We start from the raw sequence: 16,412 nt of genomic DNA, 5'->3' as shown, positions 1-16,412 counted from the left end.
CGCCACCCCGGCATGGTCCAAGCCGGCGTCCGACTGTTGAACCAGCCAGATAGAGCGAATCAGTGTGCCGTCTTGGCGGTTTCCCGCACGGCGCTTTCTTTCATCAGCCGGTCGATATGCATGCGGATATGCGCTGCCTCGGCGGCCGTATTGGCAAGCGCGATGGCGCGGTCGAAAGCGACGCGCGCCTCCTCGCCGCGGCCAAGCTGCATCAGCAGTCCGCCCTTGAGGCCGAAGAAATGGAAATAGCCGGAAAGCCTTCCCTCCAGCGGCTCGATCATGGCGAGTGCGGCTTCCGGTCCACGCACCTTGGAGACCGCGACGGCGCGGTTGAGCGTCACCACCGGCGACGGCTGCATCTGCTCGAGCAGGCCGTAGAGCAGGTCGATCTCGTTCCAGTCCGTGTCCTCGGGCTTTTCCGCCCGCGCATGCAGTGCGGCGATCGCCGCTTGCACCTGGTAGGGACCGGGCTTGCGATGGCGCAACGCCTTATCGACCAGCGCCAGGCCTTCATCGATCATCTTGCGGCTCCACAGGCTGCGGTCCTGGTCTTCGAGCAGCACGATCTCGCCGTTCTCGTCGAAGCGAGCCGGCGAGCGTGCATGCTGCAGCAGCAACAGCGCCGTCAGCCCCATGATCTCCGGCTCGGTCTGGAACAGCCTGAGCAGCAGCCGGGCCAGCCGGATCGCCTCTTCGCAAAGCGGCGCACGCGCCGAAGCCTCGCCGCTGTTGCTGGAATAGCCTTCGTTGAAGATCAGGTAGACCATGGCGGCGACGGCGGCGAGCCGTTCGGAGCGCTCGACCGCTCCCGGCGTCTCGAACGGCACCCCGGCGTCGGCGATACGCGCCTTGGCGCGTGTGATACGCTGCTCCATGGCGCTTTCACCGACGAGGAAGGCGCGGGCGATCTGCTTGACCGTCAGGCCGGAGACGATGCGTAACGCCACCGCGATCTGCTGTGTGGCCGGCAGGTCGGGATGGCAGCAGATAAACAGCAGCCGCAAAATATCGTCGCGGTAATGCGCCCCGTCCAGCCGCTCGGCGACGTCGCTCTCGGCATCCTCCAGATCGGAGATCTGGTCCTCCTCCGGCAGCGGCGCCTGCTTGGCGCGCTTGCGCACCGCATCGATGCCGCTGTTGCGGCCGACGAAGATCAGCCAGGCTGCCGGATCGCGCGGCGGACCGTTTTTCGGCCAGTTGTTCAGTGCCCTCAGGCAGGCGTCCTGGAATGCTTCCTCCGCCGCGTCGAGGTCGCGGAAGTAGCGCAGCAATGCCCCCATCGCCTGCGGGCGAGCGGTGCTGATTGCCGTGCTGATCCAGGCGAGTTCGGTCATGCGGAAACCTTGGCGGGATTGAAGAGCGAGACCGGCCGGATTTCGTAGGAGCCGCCGCTCGGGTTGACCTCGGAAAGCTCGCGCGCGAAGTCGACGGCCTCATCGAGGTCGGCGCATTCGAGCGTGTAAAAGCCGAGGAACTGTTCCTTGGTTTCGGCAAACGGGCCGTCGATGACGATCGATTCGCCCTTGACCTTCCTCAGCGTCGTCGCCGCGGTCGTCGGCAAGAGCCGCGCCACCGGGCCAAGCCGGCCCGCCTGGGCATATTTTTCCTGCACACCCAGAAGTTTTTCCATGACGGCGTCGTCCTGCTCCTTGCTCCAGGAGCAGACGACGTCTTCGGAGGCATAGCAGAGGATCGCGTAGAGCATGGGTCGTCCTTTTCTCTGTCAAAGGACGAAACACTAGGACCGATGCCGACATGGCGTCGACAAAAAAATACGCTCCGTCCGGCGTCAGCCCTCTCTCGCCTTCAGCCATCTCAAGACCAAGGCCTCCTCGTCGTCGAGCCCGGCGATCGAGCGCTTGCCTTGGTTGGCATCCGCCATTTCGTCCAGCAGCCGTCCTTCGGGCCAGGCGCGGAACACTTCCGGATGGATGTAGCATTGGCGACAAACCGCGCGCGTATTGCCGAGCCGCTCGGCAACCTTGTCGATGACATTGTTCATCACCCGCTTTTGCTGCGCCTGGCTTTCCGGACGTTCGGTTTGCGCAAACAGCGACGCCGCATGGATGGTGCCACCCCAGGTTCTGAAGTGCTTGGAGCTGAACTCCGCTCCGGCGTTCTCCCTGATATAGCGGTTGACGTCGTCTGAGCGCACCGGATGCCTGTTTCCGTCCTCGTCGAGATACTGGAACAGTTTTTGGCCCGGCAGGTCCTGCGCTCCACGCACGACCTTGGCAATCCGGCGATCGACAAGCTTCAATCTCCATTCCTTGCCGGATTTACCGATGAAGGCAAAACGCAGGCTCGAGCCCTTGATGTCGACATGGCGGTCACGCAGCGTGGTCAGCCCAAAACTCTTGTTGTCGCGGGCATAGGCGGCATTGCCGACACGGATCATCGTGTTGTCGAGCAGCCAGACGATAGCCGCAACGACGCGTTCCAGCGGCAGGCCGTGACGGCGCAAATCGACGTCGATCTGCCGCCGCAGTTCGGGCAGGCTTTCGGCGAAGGCGATCAGGCTCGAATATTTGACGCCGTCACGCTCCTCCGCCCAGTGCGGGTGATAGCGGTATTGTTTGCGGCCGCGCTGGTCCCGACCGGTCGCCTGGATGTGACCGTCGGCATCCGGCGAGATCCACACATCCGTCCAGGCCGGTGGAATGGCGAGCGCCTTGATGCGTGCCAGCGCCTCCCCGTCGACAATCCGCCCGTCGGGTCCTTTGTACGAGAACCCCTTGCCCGAACGCAGCCGGCGAATACCGGGTTCAGTGTCGGTGACATAGTTGAGCGAGGCCCGAACGGCCGAGGCTTGCGCGCCGTTCTCCAGCGCTCCGTTGTGCGGCACCGCGTTTTTTGGTGCAGCTTTCCTCACAGCCGATTGGCCAGACGACGACCCGGATTTGTCCAGCATGTCCTCTCCACGGAATTTCCGTAGATAAGCCGCTTGCCGGCTGCGGGTTCCAACGCCTCTTGATCTCTTGGTTCCAGAACAGCCTATCGACGTCGCCGTGCAACGAAGACGTGCGTCGTCACGCCTTTTCGAGCACGACCGGAATGACGTCGACCGCTTGCTCGCCGACCTGCCCGCCGGTGGTTTTCAGCACGCCGACGATCGGCGCCACATCGGAGTAATCGCGGCCGTAGCCGACCGTGATATGGTCGTTGCTTGCCCGCATGCCATTGGTCGGATCGAATTCCTGCCAGCCGGCATCGCGCCCGCACCACACCTTGACCCAGGCGTGCATGGCGTCGGCACCTTCGAGCCGCGGCTTCCCGCGCGGCGGGATGGTGCGCAGGAACCCGCTGACATAGCCCGCGGGAATACCGAGGCCGCGCAGGCCGGCGATCATGATGTGGGAAAAATCCTGGCAGACGCCGCGCTTCAGGCCAAAGGCGTCGCTGGCCCGCGTCTGCACGGTGGTCGCCTCGCCGTCATAGGTGAAATCGCGGTGAATGCGGTTGCACAGAGCCATGGCCGTGCCGACTGTCGAACTGCCGGCACTGCCTTTCGCATAGGCAGTGATTGCCGCGTCGATGCCGGCATGATCGCTGGCGGCCAGAAAGTGATGCGGCGAAGCCGGCGCCAGCGAGTGCACTGCGCCGAGTTCTTCCCTCAGCCGGCGTATGTCCGGCGATACGTCGAGCCCGGGTTCGGGCCGCGACACTGAAACACGCGCGCTCATCCTGATGTCGAGCGCATCATGCGCGTCACGAAAGGCGATCGAGGTGACACTGTTGCCGAAAAAGTCGGAAAAGTCGGAACGTTCGCTGGGCGCCGGCACAAAAGACAGTGAAGCGGCAATGACGCGCTGCACGCCAGGGATGGTCGGCGGCAGCACGCGCACCTGATGGCGGCCGCCGCCGGCCGCCGCATCATAGTCGTAACGCAGGTGAAGCCTGATGTCGTAGAGCATGCTGTCTCTACCCGAAATAGGCTTTGGCGAGGCTGTTGTAGAGCCCGCCGATTTCATTGGCGAGATCGCCGAGGGCCTTGGCCGTCATGTCCGAGGGCTCCTTGATGGCGATCGACGTGTTGAGCTGCAGGATTTCCTTGGCCGCCGGCGACATATGGCCTTCAGCGCCGACAGCGGGCAGCAGCGCGATTTCGGCTTTCAGCCGTTCGAGCTGGAAAAGGATTGAGCGCGGGTTGAGCGGATCGAGCGCCAAAAGGTCGACCACCGTGCGCCGCCCCGCCTGCACCGGATACTGCCGACGGTGGGTCATGACGCTGTCGCCGATCTCCAGCATCATGTCGAGCGCGCCTTCCGGCGCCTGGGCTCCGGTCAGCCGGGCGAGCGTGCGGGCGATCTGGATGCCGCGTTCGAGCCTGCGGCCGATTTCCAGGAAACGCCAGCCGGCAAAGCGGTACATGTTCTCGTGCAGCAGGCCGGAAAACCCGGCCAGCTTGCGCAGGATGACCGTCATTGCCCTTGTCGCGTCGTCGCCCGGCGCCACTGTCGCGGCAAATTGATGGATGGTCTTCGACAGATCCTTCAATGCCAGCCAGCCATCGGGCGAGAAGCGGTCGCGGATCTGCCCGGCGCTGTAAACGGCGCTGTCCAGCGTGCCGATGAGCCCCAATGGGATTGCCGTTTCGACGTCGATGCCGAACGGCGCGAGATAGTCGCTGATATCGGCGAGCAGCGGCATCTCGGGATCGGATGTCTCGGCCAGCCGCACATGGTAGGCGCGCAGGATGCGCACCGTGTCTTCCGATCGCTCGATATAGCGGCCGAGCCATGTCAGGTTCTCAGCCGCGCGGCTGGGCAGACTGCCCGGCAGGGTTCGGGTGAAGCTGTCGTGCTCCTGCGGCAGCAGCGTCTCGCGCTCGACCGGCCTGTCGCTGACCACCCAGACATCCGCCGCCTGGCCGCCGCGCTGCATGGCAATGGCCGTCGGGTCGAGCGAAAAGCCGACACGGGCAAAACCGCCCGGCATCACCGTCCAGCCTTCCGGCGTCCGCGCCAGATAGACGCGCAGGCTTGCCGGCCGCGGCTCCAGCCAGCCGCCGACATAGACAGGCGTGGTCGACAGCGTCACCGCTTCCTGGCCGACGAAGTCGCCGCCGTCCCGTTCGATCCTGGCGACGAGCTCGGCCCGTTCCTCGACCGACAGCGCTGACCCGAGCTTGGTCGAGCCGTCGTCCTCGAAGGCAAGCCGCGTCGACAGCGCCGGGCCGATCACCATGCTATCGATATTGGCGAGCACATGTTCACGCTCCGTCTCCTGCCCGCACCACCATGTCGCGACCGTCGGCAGCAGCAGTTCCTCGTTGCGCAGGGCGCGCGAAATCTTGGGCAGGAAGGCGAGCAGCGCGCGCGTCTCCATCAGGCCGGAGCCCAGCGCATTGACGGCCGAAACCGCCCCTTGCCGAACCGCCTCGACCAGCCCCGGCGTGCCGATCTGCGAGTCCGGCCGCAATTCAAGCGGATCGGCGAAGGCGGCGTCGAGCCGCCGCCACAAGACGCTCACCGGCATCAGCCCCGAAACCGTGCGCACCATCAGCCTGCCGCCCGAGACGGTCAGGTCCTCGCCCTCGAGCAGCATGATGCCGAGATAGCGGGCGATATAGGCATGTTCGTAATAGGTTTCGTTTAGCGGTCCCGGCGTCAGGATGGCGACACGGCCGCCGGCTTGCTTGGCCATGCCGATCAGCACGTCGCGGAAGCGACGGAAGAAGCCGGCCAGGCGGTGCACATGCATCTCGCCGTAGATGTCGGACAGCGCCCTCGTGGTGGCGACGCGGTTTTCCAGCGCAAAGCCGGCGCCCGACGGCGCCTGTGTGCGGTCGCCAAGCACCCACCAGCGGCCGTCCGGGCCACGACCGAGCTCGAAGGCGCAGAAATGCAGGAAATGGCCGCTGGCCGGCCTGGTGCCGACGACCGGCCGCAAATATTCCGGGCTGGCCGCGATCAATCCGGCCGGCAGAATGCCTTTCTCGACCAGCCGGTTCGGCCCGTAAATGTCGGCGATGGTCTCCTCGAACAGATCGGCGCGCTGGACCAGGCCGGCGCTGATGTCAGCCCATTCCTGCTCCTCGATCAGCAGCGGCACATGCGCCAGCGGCCATTCCCGCTCGTTGGCGCCGGCCTTGTCATAGACGCGGTAGTAGACGCCGGCGTCGCGCAGGTACTGGTCGGCGCGGGCGAAGCGCTGGGCAAGCTTTTCCGGCCCCAGGTCCTCCAGCGACTCGATGAAGTGCCGCCAGGCCGGCCGCGGATTGCCCGACGCATCGACCATCTCGTCGACGACGCCGTCGATCGGCTGGTAGTGCTCCAGCAGACTGTGGGTCTGCGGCTTGCTGCGCAGCCTTTTGTGATTCCCCTTCGCCATGGCTGATCAGAGTCTTTGCGGCCGCCGAAGGTCAAGGGTCATCGGGAAATCTTCAGAGGCTTCTTCGTTGCGCAGCACATAGCTGGACGGCGTATGGCCACGCGGCTCGAAGCGAGCGAGCCGCCGCGCCTCCGCTTCGTTGCCATTGACCGGGAAGGTGTCATAGCTGCGCCCGCCGGGATGTGCGACATGGTAGACGCAGCCGCCGACTGCGCGGCCCGACCAGCGGTCATAGATGTCGAAGACCAGCGGGGTGTTGACCGGCAGCGCCGGATGCAGGCCGGACGCCGGCTGCCAGGCCTTGAAGCGCACGCCGGCCACCGCGATCTCGCGGTTGTCGGTCACCTTCATCGGCACGACGCGGCCGTTGCAGACGACGGCGTGACGCTCCGGGTTGAGCCCCTCGGTCTTCACCTGCAGCCTTTCGACGGAGGAATCGACAAACCGTACGGTGCCGCCGATCGCGCCTTGCTCGCCCATCACGTGCCACAGCTCGAGCGCCTGCCTGAGCTCCAGCTTGACGCCGGCATGCTGGACGTCGCCGCAGAACGGGAAGCGGAATTCGAGCTGGGCATCGAACCATTCCGGACGGAACGCAAAGCCGTTCAGCTTGAGGTCGTCCAGCACATCGAGAAAATCCGCCCATACATAATGCGGCAGCATGAAACGGTCGTGCAGCGAAGTGCCCCAGCGCACGAAGCGGCCGTCGAGCGGGTTCTTCCAGGCCCGGGCGATGATGGCGCGCACCAGCAATTGCTGCGCCAGGCTCATGCGCGCGTTGGGCGGCATCTCGAAGCCGCGGAATTCGACCAGCCCGAGCCGGCCGGTCGGCCCGTCCGGCGAAAACAGCTTGTCGATGCAGATTTCCGAGCGATGGGTATTGCCGGTCACGTCTGTCAGAAGATTGCGGAACAGCCGGTCGACCAGCCACGGCAGGGGTGCCGCGCCCTTGTCCGGATGCGGCACCTGCGCCATCGCGATTTCGAGTTCGTAAAGCGAATCGTGGCGCGCCTCGTCGAAGCGCGGCGCCTGGCTGGTCGGGCCGATGAACAGGCCGGAGAACAGATAGGACAGCGACGGATGCCGCTGCCATTGCAGCACCAGGCTCTTCAACAGGTCGGGGCGGCGCAGGAACGGACTGTCATTGGGCGTTGCGCCGCCGACGACGACGTGGTTGCCGCCGCCGGTGCCGGTGTGGCGGCCGTCGATCATGAACTTGTCGGCGCCAAGCCGCGTCTGCCGCGCCTCTTCGTAGATCGCCGTGGTCGTCGCCACGCAATCCTGCCAATTCGCAGCGGGGTGGATATTGACCTCGATGACGCCGGGATCGGGTGCGACACGGATGACATTGAGGCGCGGATCGTGCGGCGGGCCGTAGCCTTCTATATGCACCGGCAGGCCGATCGCCCTTGCCGCGTTCTCAGCCGCCGCCACCAGTTCGAGATAATCCTCCAGCGCCTCGACCGGCGGCATGAACACACAAAGCCGTCCGTCGCGCGGCTCGACCGAAAGCGCCGGGCGCCCGGCGCCGCCGATCTCGGTGATCTCCTGTTCGACGCGGTCCTGCTGGCCGGTAACGGCCGTAAAGGATACCGCCTGCTGGCGTCGTGCCATCTCGTCGGCGCCCTCCAGTTCGGCCGGAGAAGCAGAACCGGGCAAGATCGCCTCGCGCGCCGGCAATGGTCCGCGCGGCAGCGATGGATCGACCGGGACTATGTAGGGGAACTGCGCCGGCGGCACATAGGGCAGCGTGCCGAGCGGCAGGCGGTAGCCGACCGGCGAATCGCCGGGCACCAGGAACAGCCTGCCGCGCCGCGTCTTCCACTTCTCCGAGCGCCAGCGCGGTCCGGACGCCTGGCTGTTCCAGCGCTGGACAGGCAGCACATAGCCCGACGGCTTGGTCAGCCCGCGTTCGAACACCCGCGCCATGCGGCTGCGCTCCTCGGGGTCCTCCAGCTTCGAATTGGAAGGATCGACGTTGTCCGGCAGCTTGCCTTCCTTGAGCAGCCATTCGGCGGGATCCTCATAGGCTTCGCTGACCATCGTCTTGTCGATGCCGAGTTCGTCGGCGATCGCCGTCAGCAGGCCTTCGGCCTGCTTCGGTCCGACATCCGCCTCGCTCTTTTCATGCGCGATCAGCGACGGGTCGCTCCACACCGGCTCGCCGTCGGTGCGCCAGTAGAGCGAGAAGGTCCAGCGTGGCAGGCTTTCGCCGGGGTACCACTTGCCTTGCCCGTAATGCAGGAAGCCGCCCGGCGCGAAGCGTTCGCGTAGCCGGCGGATCAGGGCATCGGCCTTTTCCCGCTTGGTCGGCCCGACGGCGGCGGTGTTCCACTCTGCAGCCTCGAAATCGTCGATCGAGACGAAGGTCGGCTCGCCGCCCATGGTCAGCCGCACATCGCCGGCCTGGAGCGCAGCATCGACCTGGACCCCCAGCGCGTCCAGCGCCTGCCAGCTCTCGTCGGAGAACGGCTTGGTAATGCGCGGACGCTCGGCGATGCGGTCTACCCGCATGTCGAAGCCGAATTCGACATTGGCGAAGCTCGCCATGCCGGAGATCGGCGCGGCATTGCGGAAATGGGGCGTTGCCGCGAGCGGCACATGGCTTTCGCCGGTGAGCAGGCCGGAGGTCGGGTCGAAGCCGATCCAGCCGGCGCCCGGCAGATACACCTCGCACCAGGCATGGAGGTCGGTGAAATCGGTCGCAGTGCCGGGCGGCCCGTCGAGCGCAACGAGGTCGGGTTTGAGCTGGATCAGGTAGCCGGAGACGAAACGCGCGGCGATGCCGAGGTTCCTCAGTATCTGCACCAGGAGCCAGCTCGAATCGCGGCACGACCCCTTGCCGGCGGCCAGCGTTTCCTCGGGCGAGAAGACGCCGGTTTCCATGCGCACGATATAGGCGATCTCGCGCTGCAGCCGCGCATTGAGGTCGACGACAAAATTGACGGTGTTGGTCGGGTGGCGCGCGATGGTTTTCAGGAATGCCTGCAACAGCGGCCCCGCCGGTTCCGGCGTTCGGTAGATGGTCAGATCGTCCCGGATCTCTTCGGGGTATTCGAATGGAAACGTCTCGGCCGACGGTTCGACGAAGAAATCGAACGGATTGTAGACCGTCATGTCGGCAACGAGATCGACCTCGATCTTCAGTTCCGTCACCGGCTCGGGAAAGACGAAGCGGGCCAGGAAATTGCCGTAGGGGTCCTGCTGCAGATTGACGAAGTGATTTGCCGGCCCGACCTTCAGCGAATGGCTGAGCACCTTGGTGCGGGAATGCGGCGCAGGCTGCAACCTTATGACTTGCGGGCCTAATACGACCGGCCGGTCGTATTTGTAATGGGTCAGGTGATAGACGGCTGCCAGAATTGCCATGGTGCCCCTGAAGTCGGCGTTTCAAAAGGAGTTCGCTGAACCCTGACACGAATGCTGACCATTCTCCAAGCAGAGATGTTGCGCTGCACCTAAATCAAGCAGCTTTCATAGCTCACGAAACGGAGCGCCGACCCCGGGATTCCGCAGTGTGGCGGCAAGACGTTGCAACGGTGCAGAGCCGAAGGCCGGCGGGTCAGCACCGGGCGCTTCCCGCCGATATCGATGATCGGCAGCACACGCGATGCTTCGTCGAAAAGAGCGGAAAAGAAAAACCCGCCTCGGCGGGCGGGTCGTTGGAGCCAATTAGCACCATACCCAAATTAGTAGCATAGCTGCCGGCACAAAGCAAGAACAAAATGTGGCATGGTCGACGAAAGTTGCCGATCTCCCGCTTTGCGAGGGGAGATACCAGGCACGGGCATCCTGGAAGCGGAGCCTGAACCCTAAAAGAATGCCTGCAACCCGGTCTGCGCCCGTCCGAGGATCAGCGCATGCACGTCATGCGTGCCCTCGTAGGTGTTGACGGTTTCCAGGTTCTGGGCGTGGCGCATGACGTGGTAGCCGATCTGGATGCCGTTGCCGCCATGCATGTCGCGGGCCTGGCGGGCGATGTCGAGCGCCTTGCCGCAATTGTTGCGCTTGACGAGCGAGATCATCTCCGGCGCCATCTTGCCTTCGTCCATCAGCCGCCCGACGCGCAGGCTGCCCTGCAGGCCGAGCGCGATCTCGGTCTGCATGTCGGCGAGCTTCTTCTGGAAAAGCTGCGTACCGGCCAGCGGCTTGCCGAACTGCTTGCGGTCGAGGCCATACTGGCGGGCGCGGTGCCAGCAATCCTCAGCCGCGCCCATGGCGCCCCAGGAAATTCCGTAGCGTGCCCGGTTGAGGCAGCCAAACGGCCCTTTGAGACCCGAGACATTGGGCAGCAGCGCGTCCTCGCCGACCTCGACGCCTTCCATCACCACTTCGCCGGTGATCGAGGCTCGCAGCGACAGCTTGCCACCGATCTTCGGCGCCGACAGCCCGTTCATGCCCTTTTCCAGGACAAAGCCGCGAATCTCGTTGCCATGCGCGCCCCCACTTTCGTCGGACAACTTTGCCCAGACGACGAACACGTCTGCGATCGGCGCGTTGGAAATCCACATTTTCGAGCCGGAGATCCTGTAGCCGCTCGCGGTCTTCTCGGCCCGCGTCTTCATGCCGCCCGGATCGGAGCCGGCATCCGGCTCGGTCAGGCCGAAGCAGCCGATCCATTCGCCCGACGCCAGCTTCGGCAGGTATTTCCTGCGCTGCTCTTCCGAGCCATAGGCATGGATCGGATACATCACCAGCGACGACTGCACGCTCATCATCGAGCGATAGCCCGAGTCGATCCGTTCCACTTCCCGCGCGACCAGCCCGTAGGTGACGTAGTTGGCGCCGAGCCCGCCATATTCCTCGGGGATGGTGATGCCGAGCAGTCCGGCCTCGCCCATCTCGCGAAAGATCCCGGCGTCGGTCTTCTCCTCGAGATAGGCTTCCTCGATCTTCGGAGCGAGCTTGTCGGCGGCAAACGCCGCGGCGCCATCGCGCACCATGCGCTCGTCCTCCGAAAGCTGGTCCTCGATCAGGAAAGGATCATCCCAGACGAATGCGTTCTTGTCGGCGGCCATGGCTCTCGGTCTCCCAAACTCATGCATGTCGCCCAAAGCTTGCCCGCGGGCCTGACCCGAGGGTGTTCGGCAGCTTGGGGATAACGACATGCATCGAAACAGAAATCTTGAAACGCGCGGCTTATCGGCTCCCGTCCTGAAAAAATCAAACGAAATAGCTTCGCCGATCCATGAGCATTGGTGATGGATCATCAATGTCGAGCGCCGCCGTCTGACCTGGCGGCGCAGCCCGGCTCGCGAAATTACTTCCGCTTCAACGCATCGGCCAACGCGGCGCCGAACGCGCCCTGCTGCGCCGGCCGCTCCGGCTGGCGTTGGGGCGCCGGCGCGCGCGGCACCGGCCTGCCGCCATTGTCGCGCGGCTTCGGTACGCCACCGCCACCATCCTTGCGCATCGACAGGCCGATGCGCTTGCGCTTGATATCGACATCGACGACACGCACCTTGACCACGTCGCCGGCCTTGACCACGTCATGCGCGTCCTTGATGAACCGATCGGCCAGTTGCGAGACGTGCACCAGCCCATCCTGGTGCACGCCGATATCGACGAAGGCGCCGAAAGCCGCGACATTGGTGACAGTGCCTTCAAGCTGCATGCCGGGCTTCAGATCCTTGATGTCGTCGATGCCATCGGCAAAGGTCGCGGTCTTGAAGCCGGGGCGCGGATCGCGGCCGGGCTTTTCCAGCTCCGCCAGGATGTCGCGCACCGTCGGCACGCCGAAGCGCTCATCGACGAAGACGCGCGGATCGAGCGCCTTGAGTGCGGCGCTGTCGCCCATCAGCGAGCGGACGTCGCGCCCGCAGGCCGCGACGATCTTCTTGGCAACGCCATAGGCTTCCGGATGCACGGCCGAGGCATCGAGGGGTTCGCTGCCGTTTGGAATGCGCAGGAAGCCGGCGCATTGCTCGAACGCGCGGGGTCCAAGGCGGGAGACCTTCAACAGTTCGCGGCGGCTGGCGAACGGGCCGGAGGCATCGCGATGCGCAACGATCGCCTCGGCCAGCGATGCGCCGAGACCCGAAACCCGCGCCAGAAGCGGTGCGGACGCCGTGTTGAGATCGACGCCGACGGCGTTTACCGCATCCTCGACCACCGCTTCCAGCGAGCGGCCGAGGCGGTACTGATCGACGTCGTGCTGGTACTGGCCGACGCCGATCGACTTGGGCTCTATCTTGACCAGTTCGGCGAGCGGATCCTGCAGGCGCCGCGCGATGGACACCGCCCCGCGCAGCGACACGTCGAGGCCTGGAAATTCAGCTGCCGCCGCTGCCGAGGCGGAATAGACCGACGCACCGGCTTCGCTGACGATCACCTTGAGCGGCTTCGGCCCGGACCCGGCGGGCATATCAGCCAGCATGTCGGCCACCAGCCTTTCAGTCTCGCGGCTGCCGGTGCCGTTGCCGATCGAGATCAGCTCGACCTTGTGCAGCCGGATGAGCTTGGCCAGTTCGGCCTGCGTGCCGCGCACGTCGTTCTTCGGCGGGAACGGATAGACCGTTGTCGTCGCCAGCAGCTTGCCGGTGCCGTCCACCACCGCCACCTTGACGCCGGTGCGAATGCCCGGATCGAGCCCCATCGTCGGCCGCGAGCCGGCGGGCGCGGCAAGCAGCAAATCCTTGAGATTGCGGGCGAAGACATGGATGGCTTCTTCTTCGGCCCGCTCGCGCAGATCGCGCATCAGATCGAGCGTCAGGTGCAGCGACAGCTTTATGCGCCAGGTCCAGCCGGCGACCTCCATCAGCCAGCGGTCTCCCGGCAACTGGCGGCCGATGGCGTAGGCGTCGGCGATCATCCGCTCAACCGGTTTCACCGGAGAGGCGTCATCGGCATCGACTTCGATGTCGAGCGACAGAACCTCCTCGTTGCGGCCGCGCAACATGGCCAGCGCGCGATGACTCGGCACGTTGGCCCAGCGCTCGACATGGTCGAAATAATCGGAAAATTTCGCGCCGGCCTCCTGCTTGCCGTCGACGACGCGCGAGCGCAGAAAGGCGCGTTCCTTCATGTAGGTCCGCAATTTGCCGACCAGGTCGGCATTCTCGGCGAACTGTTCGGACAGGATGTCGCGCGCTCCCTCGAGCGCTGCCTTGGCGTCGGCCACGTCTTCGCTGATGTAGGCCAGCGCCAGCTCGGCGGGTACAGCCGTACGGTCGGCGAGAATAGCTTCCGCCAGAGGCCCGAGCCCGCGCTCGCGTGCGATCTCGGCCTTGGTCCGGCGCTTCGGCTTGTAAGGCAGGTAGATGTCTTCGAGTTCGGCCTTGGTGCCGGCCGCAGCGATCTTTGCCTCGAGCTCCTCGGTCAGCTTGCCCTGCTCGCGGATCGAACCAAGGATGGTGTCGCGGCGCGCGTCGAGTTCGCGCAGATAGGCGAGCCGCTCGGCGAGGTCGCGCAGCTGCGTGTCGTCGAGGCCGCCGGTGACCTCCTTGCGGTAGCGCGCCACGAACGGCACGGTCGCGCCGTCGTCGAGCAAGCCGATCGCCGCCGCAGCCTGTTCGGGCCGCGCGGCGATCTCGGCGGCTATGATGGTTGCGATGCGCTTGATGTCGGCTGCCATGTCATACCTGTCGCTAGTCGAAACGAGCGGCGACCATAGGCGCAGAGCACTGCCGCGCCAACTGCGCCATTTTCAACCCGGCGAGAGGTCCACAGGAAAGGTCGGGCTGTCTGGATGGATCAGACCATCCGGCTCAGCGCCTCGAAGAAAGAAATCATATCCAGATCGAGCGGATCGTCGACCGGTACCGGCTGCGACGACATCTTTGCGATTACCATTTCGGCCTTCGGATTGACGTAAAGCCACTGGCCGTGGATGCCGATGCCGCAGACGGCGCCGCTTGCCGCGCCCGTCTGGTACCATTTGTTGCGGTAGCGGCCACGCGGAAACAGGAACGCCATCGTGCCGCGCCGCCAGGCCTCGGCGTCACCGCCAGTTTCGGTCGTGTCGCGCATCCAGGCTTCCGGCACGACGCGGCCGCCATTGGCCACGCCGCCTTGCCGCATCATCTCGCCGACGCGTGCAAGGTCGCGCGGCGTCACCGAAATGCCGCCGGCAGTGCGCGCCGTGCCTTCCACGTCGACTGTCACCGAGGCGTCGCTGACGGCGCCGAGCGGCTCCCATAATTTTTCGCGCATCAGATCGTCGAAGCGCCGGCCAGACGCACGTTCGAGCAGGATGCCGAGCAGGTCGGAATTGGGCGAACGGTAGCGGAACGTCCGGCCATGCGGCTCGGCCAGGCCCTGCAGCGTCATGAGGAAAGTGGCCAGGCTCTCGGTGCCCCCGCCCGGATTCCACAGCATGGCGCGGCGATAGCGGGCGAAGGCACTTTCCGGATCGAGATAGGCCTCTTCGAAATCGAGGCTGACACTCATGTCGAGCACGTGCCGCACACGCGCATCGCCATAGGCCGAGCCGGCGGCTTCGGGCAGATAGCGGCTTACCGGAGCCTGCGGATCGAAAATCCCCTCGCCTTCCAATATGCCGGCAACAATGGCGGTCAGCGACTTGCTGATCGAAAAGACGATGTGGCGCGCCCCAAACTCCATATGCGGCGCGAACCAGTCGCCGACGAATTTGCCGCGTTTCATGATCGTCAGCGCGTCGGTATCGGAGCGCGCGAGAAACGCCGCGACAGTCTCCGCGCCGCCTGCAAGAGCGACTTTTTCGCCAAGTAGCCCGCCGAAATCCTGCGCCGACGCTTCGCTGCTGCCCGGCTGTGCCGCCACGGCAGCGCTCGGCACCAGCTCGCCGACATTCTGGAACGACCACCGGCTGAACGGGCTTTCCCGCCAATTGCCGAGCAGCACCTCCTTGCGGGCAAAGCCATACCTGGTCTCGAACGCGGTCTTGCCGGCCATAGCCGCTTCCTTCCGGGTCTTTGGCGTTCTAGGCGAGCGCCGCGGCGATGGCGTGCACGGCTTTCAGTGTCGCCACCGATAGGCGACGTTAAAAAAAATGCGGACAAAACGGACCCGGCCGGCGCCTGCCGCCGGGTCCATCACGATGCGGTCACTTCTGCAGTTCGGTCCAGATCTTGCTGTAGATTGCCTGCACGTCCTCGGAACACAATTTTTGCAGCTCGCCATGCGCCTTGACGTCTTCCGGGATGATGACTTCCGGCGCATCCTTCATATCGGCCGGCATGTACTTGTCGGAACCGGCAATGCCGTTGGCGTAGCGGTGGAAGGCGGATAGGCCGGCGGCATTTTCCGGATCCATGATGAAGTTCTGGAACAGCTTGGCGTTCTCGACATTCTTGGCTTCCTTCAGGACCATGACATTGTCGCTCCAGAGGCCAAAACCTTCCTTGGGATAGAAATAGTGGATCTTGGGGTTCGCCAGCCGCTGGCGCAGGGCTGAGCCGTTCCAGTCGCTGGTCGCCTTGAAATCGCCGGCGCCCATTTTCTCGATGGTATTGTATTCCATTGCGATCCAGTTCGGCTTGGCAGCAACCAGCGTGTCACGCACCTTCTTCAGCGTTTCCTTGTCGCTGGCGCATTGCGCGGCGCCGACATATTTGGTCGCCGCGAACATGACGTCGTTCATTTCCGGCACGACGTTGACCTTGCCCTTCAGTTCGTCGGGTGTGTTGAAGATGATGCCCCAACTGTCCGACGGCCCCTTGTAGACATCGGTGTTCACCACGATACCCACCGTGCCCCAGGCCCATGGCACGGAATATTTGCGGCCCGGATCGAAATCGGGATTGGCCCATTCCGGCGCCACGTTCTTGAAGTTCTCCATCTTGCCGGGATCGGTCTCCTGAACGAGGCCTTCCTTGATCCAGATCGGCACGAAGGTTTGCGAAGGCACCGCGATGTCGAAGCCGGTGCCGCCCTGGCGAACCTTGGCCAGCGCCGTATCGTTCGAATCGTAATCGGTGATGGTCACCTTGATGTTGTATTTCTGCTCGAACTTCTTGATCACGTCGGGGCTGGTGTAGTTGCCCCAATTGTAGATGTTCAAAACGCCGTCCGCGAAAGCGCCGCTTGTCGAGGCGAGCAGCGCCAACCCGACGGCGGTCGCTGATGTCTTCCAGTTCATGTTTTAGCTCCCATTTTCG

General features: G+C 64.6%; 10 protein-coding genes. All 10 read right to left on the bottom strand.

Going from position 1 to position 16,412, the window contains the following annotated elements; translation table 11 throughout:
* Window positions 1-59: 59 nt before the first annotated feature.
* Complete coding sequence (locus tag NKH99_RS04260; protein WP_352448164.1) at window positions 60-1,334, bottom strand: RNA polymerase sigma factor; 1,275 nt, start codon at window positions 1,332-1,334, stop codon at window positions 60-62.
* Window positions 1,331-1,705 (bottom strand): YciI family protein, encoded by a 375-nt coding sequence (locus NKH99_RS04255; protein WP_254817007.1) that lies wholly within the window; start codon window positions 1,703-1,705, stop codon window positions 1,331-1,333. Before NKH99_RS04255 ends, NKH99_RS04260 begins: the two co-directional genes overlap by 4 nt.
* An 84-nt stretch (window positions 1,706-1,789) precedes the next feature.
* Window positions 1,790-2,911 (bottom strand): DNA topoisomerase IB, encoded by a 1,122-nt coding sequence (locus NKH99_RS04250; protein ID WP_353012799.1) that lies wholly within the window; start codon window positions 2,909-2,911, stop codon window positions 1,790-1,792.
* 118 nt (window positions 2,912-3,029) lie between these two features.
* On the bottom strand, window positions 3,030-3,914 hold the full coding sequence (locus NKH99_RS04245) for a transglutaminase family protein (protein ID WP_352448166.1): 885 nt from the start codon (window positions 3,912-3,914) through the stop codon (window positions 3,030-3,032).
* A gap of 7 nt (window positions 3,915-3,921) precedes the next feature.
* Window positions 3,922-6,333, bottom strand: coding sequence for a circularly permuted type 2 ATP-grasp protein (locus tag NKH99_RS04240; RefSeq protein WP_353012796.1), 2,412 nt, complete (start codon window positions 6,331-6,333; stop codon window positions 3,922-3,924).
* Between the two features lie 6 nt (window positions 6,334-6,339).
* Entirely contained in the window at window positions 6,340-9,702 is a 3,363-nt protein-coding gene (locus tag NKH99_RS04235) for a transglutaminase family protein (protein ID WP_353012793.1), read from the bottom strand.
* A gap of 443 nt (window positions 9,703-10,145) precedes the next feature.
* On the bottom strand, window positions 10,146-11,351 hold the full coding sequence (locus tag NKH99_RS04230) for an acyl-CoA dehydrogenase (RefSeq protein WP_352994528.1): 1,206 nt from the start codon (window positions 11,349-11,351) through the stop codon (window positions 10,146-10,148).
* A gap of 242 nt (window positions 11,352-11,593) precedes the next feature.
* Window positions 11,594-13,906, bottom strand: coding sequence for a Tex family protein (locus NKH99_RS04225; RefSeq protein ID WP_353012789.1), 2,313 nt, complete (start codon window positions 13,904-13,906; stop codon window positions 11,594-11,596).
* Between the two features lie 119 nt (window positions 13,907-14,025).
* Window positions 14,026-15,207, bottom strand: coding sequence for a serine hydrolase domain-containing protein (locus tag NKH99_RS04220; protein WP_353012786.1), 1,182 nt, complete (start codon window positions 15,205-15,207; stop codon window positions 14,026-14,028).
* Window positions 15,208-15,358: 151 nt separating this feature from the next.
* Complete coding sequence (locus NKH99_RS04215; protein WP_352539328.1) at window positions 15,359-16,393, bottom strand: ABC transporter substrate-binding protein; 1,035 nt, start codon at window positions 16,391-16,393, stop codon at window positions 15,359-15,361.
* Window positions 16,394-16,412: the final 19 nt, after the last annotated feature.

This window comes from Mesorhizobium sp. M0854 (assembly GCF_040319815.1).
In the GTDB taxonomy this organism is placed as follows: Bacteria; Pseudomonadota; Alphaproteobacteria; order Rhizobiales; family Rhizobiaceae; genus Mesorhizobium.
The sequence above is the reverse complement of the archived record's forward strand: the minus strand, read 5'-3'. Positions and strand labels throughout refer to the sequence as shown.

Bases quoted from the DNA above. Each gene is read 5' to 3' on its own strand.
- NKH99_RS04260 (WP_352448164.1), bottom strand. From the start codon at position 1,334: ATGACCGAACTCGCCTGGATCAGCACGGCAATCAGCACCGCTCGCCCG.
- NKH99_RS04255 (WP_254817007.1), bottom strand. From the start codon at position 1,705: ATGCTCTACGCGATCCTCTGCTATGCCTCCGAAGACGTCGTCTGCTCC.
- NKH99_RS04250 (WP_353012799.1), bottom strand. From the start codon at position 2,911: ATGCTGGACAAATCCGGGTCGTCGTCTGGCCAATCGGCTGTGAGGAAA.
- NKH99_RS04245 (WP_352448166.1), bottom strand. From the start codon at position 3,914: ATGCTCTACGACATCAGGCTTCACCTGCGTTACGACTATGATGCGGCG.
- NKH99_RS04240 (WP_353012796.1), bottom strand. From the start codon at position 6,333: ATGGCGAAGGGGAATCACAAAAGGCTGCGCAGCAAGCCGCAGACCCAC.
- NKH99_RS04235 (WP_353012793.1), bottom strand. From the start codon at position 9,702: ATGGCAATTCTGGCAGCCGTCTATCACCTGACCCATTACAAATACGAC.
- NKH99_RS04230 (WP_352994528.1), bottom strand. From the start codon at position 11,351: ATGGCCGCCGACAAGAACGCATTCGTCTGGGATGATCCTTTCCTGATC.
- NKH99_RS04225 (WP_353012789.1), bottom strand. From the start codon at position 13,906: ATGGCAGCCGACATCAAGCGCATCGCAACCATCATAGCCGCCGAGATC.
- NKH99_RS04220 (WP_353012786.1), bottom strand. From the start codon at position 15,207: ATGGCCGGCAAGACCGCGTTCGAGACCAGGTATGGCTTTGCCCGCAAG.
- NKH99_RS04215 (WP_352539328.1), bottom strand. From the start codon at position 16,393: ATGAACTGGAAGACATCAGCGACCGCCGTCGGGTTGGCGCTGCTCGCC.